Source organism: Streptosporangium jomthongense, from assembly GCF_042650425.1.
GTDB lineage: Bacteria > Actinomycetota > Actinomycetes > Streptosporangiales > Streptosporangiaceae > Streptosporangium.
Genome location: NZ_JBHSBC010000052.1, coordinates 1 through 5,329 on the forward strand (window position 1 = coordinate 1; position 5,329 = coordinate 5,329).

Below are 5,329 nucleotides of genomic sequence, written 5' to 3' on the forward strand. Positions count from 1 at the left end.
GATTCGCCGTACGAACCCGGCCCAGCAACTCGGCGAAGGTCGGATTCCCCGACAAGTCCGTCCGCAGCACCAACGTGTTGACGAAGAAACCCACCAGGTCGTTGAGCGCCTCATCGGTACGTCCGGCCGTGGGGGTGCCGAGCGGGATGTCGGTTCCGGCCCCCAGGCGGCTGTAGAGGGTCGCGACGGCGGCCTGCAACAGCATGAACAGGCTGACCTGCCGCTCGGCCGCCACCCGGACCAGCCGCCCATGCAGTTCCGCGTCCAGCCCGAACCCGGCCACCCCACCCCGATGACTCGGCACAGCAGGCCTGGCCCGGTCATACGGCAGCGCCAACTCCTCCGGCACCCCCTCCAGTGCCTTGCGCCAGTGGGCGAGCTGTTCGTCCTGGACGGTGTCGAGGAGGTCGCGTTGCCAGAGGGCGTAGTCGGCGTACTGCACCGGCAGCGGCGCCCAGTCAGGGGAGTCTCCGGCTAATCGTGCCTGGTAGGCGACGGCCAGGTCGTCGAACAGTGGCCTCAGTGACCAGCCGTCCCCGGCGATGTGGTGCAGCAGCAGGACCAGCACGTGCTCGTCCGCGCCGTACGACAGCAACCAGGCCCGCACCGGCAACTCGGCCGAGATGTCGAAGACCCCGACTGCCAGTTCCTCCACGACCGCCCGCGCCTGTTCGTCGTCGGCGCAGTCCCGAACGTTCAGCGTCAGCCGGGCGTCCTCAAGCACCTTCTGGTACGGCACGCCGTCCACCGACGGGAAGGTCGTCCGCAGTGCCTCGTGCCTGGTCACCACGTCCGTCAGCGCCGCGTCGAGCGCCGAGGTGTCCACGGGGCCGCGTAGCCGTACGGCCAGAGGGGTGTTGTAGAGGGCGCTGGGTCCTTCGAGCTGTTCGATGAACCACAGGCGTTGCTGGGCGAAGGACAGCGGGACGTGCTCCGGCCGGGTCATGGCGGTCAGGGCGGGCCGTACGGTACCGGCCTGCTCGGTGGCCAGGTACCGCTCCAGGCGGGCAACGTCCGGGTTCTGGAAGAGCGCCCTGATCGGCAGCTCGACTCCCAGGACGGTGCGGATCCGGCTGACCAGCTTGGTCGCGAGCAGCGAGTGCCCACCCAGGTCGAAGAAGCCGTCGTCGACCCCGACCCGCTCAACGTCGAGGATCTCGGCGAACAGGCCGCAGAGGATCTCCTCCCGGGGAGTGCGCGGCTCGCGACCCTCGGACACGCTGAGATCGGGGGCGGGCAGCGCGCGGCGGTCGATCTTGCCGTTGGCCGTGACCGGCAGGGCGTCGAGAACCACCACGAACGGCACCATGTAGGCCGGCAGCCGGGCGCCCACGTACTCGCGCACTCCCTCTGGGGTGGCGTCCCCGGTGACGTAGGCCACCAGCCGCTTGTCGCCGGGACGGTCCTCCCGGACGATCACCAGGGCCTGCCGTACCGAGGGATGCTCCGCGACGACGACCTCGATCTCACCCGGTTCGATGCGGAAGCCACGGATCTTCACCTGGTCGTCGGTACGGCCGACGAACTCGATCTGTCCGGAGGTGTTCCAGCGGACCAGGTCCCCGGTGCGGTACATCCGCCCGCCGTACGGGCAGGCGACGAAGCGTTCGGCGGTCAGGTCCGGCCTGCCGACGTAGCCTCGGGCCAGGCCTTCGCCCGCGAGGTAGAGTTCGCCCGCGATCCCGGCCGGGACCGGTTGCAGCGCCTCGTCCAGGATGTAGGCCCGCATGTTGTCCATGGGGCCGCCGATCGGCGGAACCGCCTGGTAGGCGAACGGGCGCCGCACCGGGTGGCAGGTGGCGAAGGTCGTGGTCTCGGTGGGACCGTACACGTGGACGAAGGCCAGGTCCGGGCAGCGTTCGACGGCCCGGCGCATCGCGGTGACCGATCCGGCCTCGCCGCCGCTCCACACCTCCCGCACCCCCGCCAGGGGACGCGACCCGTGCTCGGCCAGCAGGTTGAACAACGCCGTGGTGAAGAACGCCGCCGTCGGCCGCCGTTCGATCAGCAGCGTGGACATGGCGTCCAGGTCGAGCTCGCCCGGCGGTGCCACGACCACCTGACCGCCGGAGAGCAGCGGCACCCACAGCTCGTAGGTCGAGGCGTCGAAGGCCAGGGGAGAGTGGACCAGCACCCGGCGGTGTTCCTCCTTGCGGAACCGGCCGTCGGCGGCCAGCGCCACCACGTTCCTGTGGGTGACGGCCACGCCCTTCGGCACCCCCGTGGACCCCGAGGTGAACATGACGTACGCCAGCTGATCCTGATAAATGGGCATATTTTGCCCGGTGGGTTCTACGTCCGGTTCGTTGAGCAGGGTGGCGACGTCGAGCACCGTCATGTCGTCCGGGAACGTCACCCGCCGGGCGGTCTCGTCACCCAGGACCAGGTGAGCCCCGCTCTGCCGCAGGATCACCTCGATGCGCGAGGCCGGATAGCGAGGATCGAGCGGAACGTACACGCCACCCGCCTTGAGCACCCCCAGGACGGCGATCACCGCCTCGAAGGAACGCTCCAGGAAGAGCACCACCGGGGTCTCCCTGGTCACCCCCTCGGTCGTCAGGCGCCGCGCCAGCCGCTCGGCGCGGGCGTCGAGTTCCGCGTAGGTCAGCGTCCGCTCGTCCTGGTTGAGCGCGACCGCGTCCGGGGTGCGCGCGACCTGCTCGGCGAACAGTTCGGGAATGCTTCCCCCGGCCACCGGACCGGCGGTCTCGTTCCACTCGTCCAGGATCTCGGCCCGCTCCTCGGGGGCGAGCACGTCGATGGCGGCGATCGGCAGGTCCGGGTCGTGGGCGACGGCCAGCAGTACCCGCAGGAGTCGTTCGGTCAGGGTGGTGGCGGTGTGGTGGTCGAACAGGTCGGTTGCGTACTCCAGCAGACCGGTCAGCCCATCGGGAGTCTCGGTGAAGGAGAAGGACAGGTCGAACTTGGCGATGTCCAGGTCGAAGGGATACTCCCGGCACTCCAGTCCGGCGAACTCCTCGGGCAGCGGGGTCTGGCTGTCCAGGGTGACGGCGGTCTGGAACAACGGATGCCTGGCCGGGACCCGCTCCGGATTGAGATGCTCCACCAGCCGCTCGAACGGCACATCCTGATGGGTGTAGGCGTCCAGATTCGCCGTACGAACCCGGCCCAGCAACTCGGCGAAGGTCGGGTTCCCCGACAAGTCCGTCCGCAGCACCAACGTGTTGACGAAGAAGCCCACCAGGTCGTTGAGCGCCTCATCGGTACGTCCAGCCGTCGGCGTCCCCAGCGGAATGTCCGTCCCGGCCCCCAGACGGCTGTAGAGGGTCGCGACGGCCGCCTGCAACACCATGAACAGGCTGACCTGACGCTCGGCCGCCACCCGGACCAACCGCCCATGCAACTCCGCGTCCAGCCCGAACCCGGCCACCCCACCCCGATGACTCGGCACAGCAGGCCTGGCCCGGTCATACGGCAGCGCCAACTCCTCCGGCACCCCGTCCAACGCGCCCTGCCAGTAGGCGAGCTGCTCATCCTGAACGGTTTCGAGAAGGTCCTGCTGCCACAGCACGTAGTCGGCGTACTGCACCGGCAACGGCTCCTGGATCGGGAGCCGCCCGGCCAGCCGCGCCTCGTAGGCCGTCTCCAGATCGACGAAGAGCGGGCCCACCGACCAGCCATCGCTGACGATGTGGTGAAGCAGCAGGACCAGCACGTGCTCATCGGCGCCACGCGACAGCAACCAGGCCCGCACCGGCAACTCGGCCGAGATGTCGAAGACGTACCCCGCCGCCCGCTCGACCGCCCGCCGCACCTCGGCGTCGTCCGCGCAGGTCAGCACCTCAAGCACCGGCCGGGCCCCGGCCTCCCGGATCTCCTGGTACGGCCCGGCGTCAGAGGAGACGAAGACCGTGCGGAGCACCTCGTGCCTGGTCAGCAGGTCCCCGAGGGCGGCCTCCAGGGCTCCGGCGTCGATCCGGCCGCCGAGCCGCAGCACGAGCGGCGTGTTGTACAGGGCGCTCGGCCCCTCAAGCTGTTCGATGAACCACAGGCGCTGCTGCGCGTAGGAAAGCGGAATCATGGTCTTCCTCCGACGGAGATCACGGGCTGCTCAGCGCCTGGGCCGCAACGCGGGCCTGGCCGGGCCGGACTTGGGGAGTTCGTCGACGACACCGGCGACGGTGGGGGCGTTGAACAGGGAGCGGATCGGCAACTCGGCGCCGAGAACGGTGCGGATGCGGCTGACCAGCTTGGTCGCGAGCAGCGAATGGCCGCCCAGGTCGAAGAAGCCGTCGTCGATGCCCACCCGTTCGAGACCGAGGACCTCGGCGAACAGGCCGCACAGGATCTCCTCCCGCGGGGTGCGCGGGCCACGACCACCGGCCGTGCCGAAGTCGGGTGCGGGCAGCGCGCGCCGGTCGATCTTGCCGTTGGCCGTGACGGGCAGGGCGTCCAGGACCATCACCGTCGGCACCATGTAGGCGGGCAACCGGGCGGCGACGTGCTCACGCACCTGTTCGGGGACGGCCTCCCCGGTGACGTAGGCGACCAGGCGTTTGTCTCCCGGCCGGTCCTCACGGGCGACCACGACCGCCTGCCGTACCGAGGGGTGTTCACCGGTCACGGCCTCGATCTCGGCGAGTTCGACCCGGAAGCCACGGATCTTCACCTGGTCGTCACTACGGCCGACGAACTCGATCTCCCCGGAGGTGTTCCAGCGGACGACGTCCCCAGTGCGGTACATCCGCCCGCCGTACGGGCAGGCCACGAACCGCTCAGCCGTCAGACCGGGCCTGCCCACGTAACCGCGGGCCAGGCCGGTGCCCGCGATGTACAGCTCGCCCGCGACGCCGGCCGGGACCGGCCGCAGTCCCTCGTCCAGCACGTAGACGCGGGTGTTGTCCATCGGGCGGCCGATGGACAGCCGCCCCGGCCCGGCCTCGAGCTGGGTCACGCAGAGCGTCGTCTCGGTCGGACCGTACAGGATCCGGATCGTGACACCGGGGTTCGCCTCGCGCACCCGGCGCACCGCGGCGGGCGAGACCACGTCGCCTCCGGTCAGCACCTCCCGCACCCCCGCGAAGGCGTCGGGGTCCTCCTCGGCGATCACCCGGAACAGACCGGCCGTGACGTGGACGTGGGTGAGGTCGTGCCGTCCGACCAGGGCACGGATCCCGGCCGCGTCCACGTTGCCCGCCGGCGCGACGACCACCTGGCCGCCGGAGAGCAGCGGCACCCACAGCTCGTAGGTGGAGGCGTCGAAGGCGTGCGGCGCGTGGAACAGGATCCGCTGTTCGTACGGCTGCCGCCAGCACCTGTCCATCACCAGGTCGATCACGTTCTGGTGGGTGATCGTGATGCCCTTGGG

2 protein-coding genes are annotated in these 5,329 nt (G+C 70.1%); both read right to left on the reverse strand.

The genetic code is table 11. The features are described from left to right. Nucleotides 1–4,042, reverse strand: a 4,042-nt coding sequence (locus ACFOYY_RS38810; protein ID WP_386196271.1) for an amino acid adenylation domain-containing protein, incomplete at its 3' end; no start/stop codon positions are given. 30 nt (nucleotides 4,043–4,072) lie between these two features. Beyond that, the coding region (locus ACFOYY_RS38815) for a non-ribosomal peptide synthetase (RefSeq protein WP_386196272.1) at nucleotides 4,073–5,329 on the reverse strand (1,257 nt) is incomplete at its 5' end.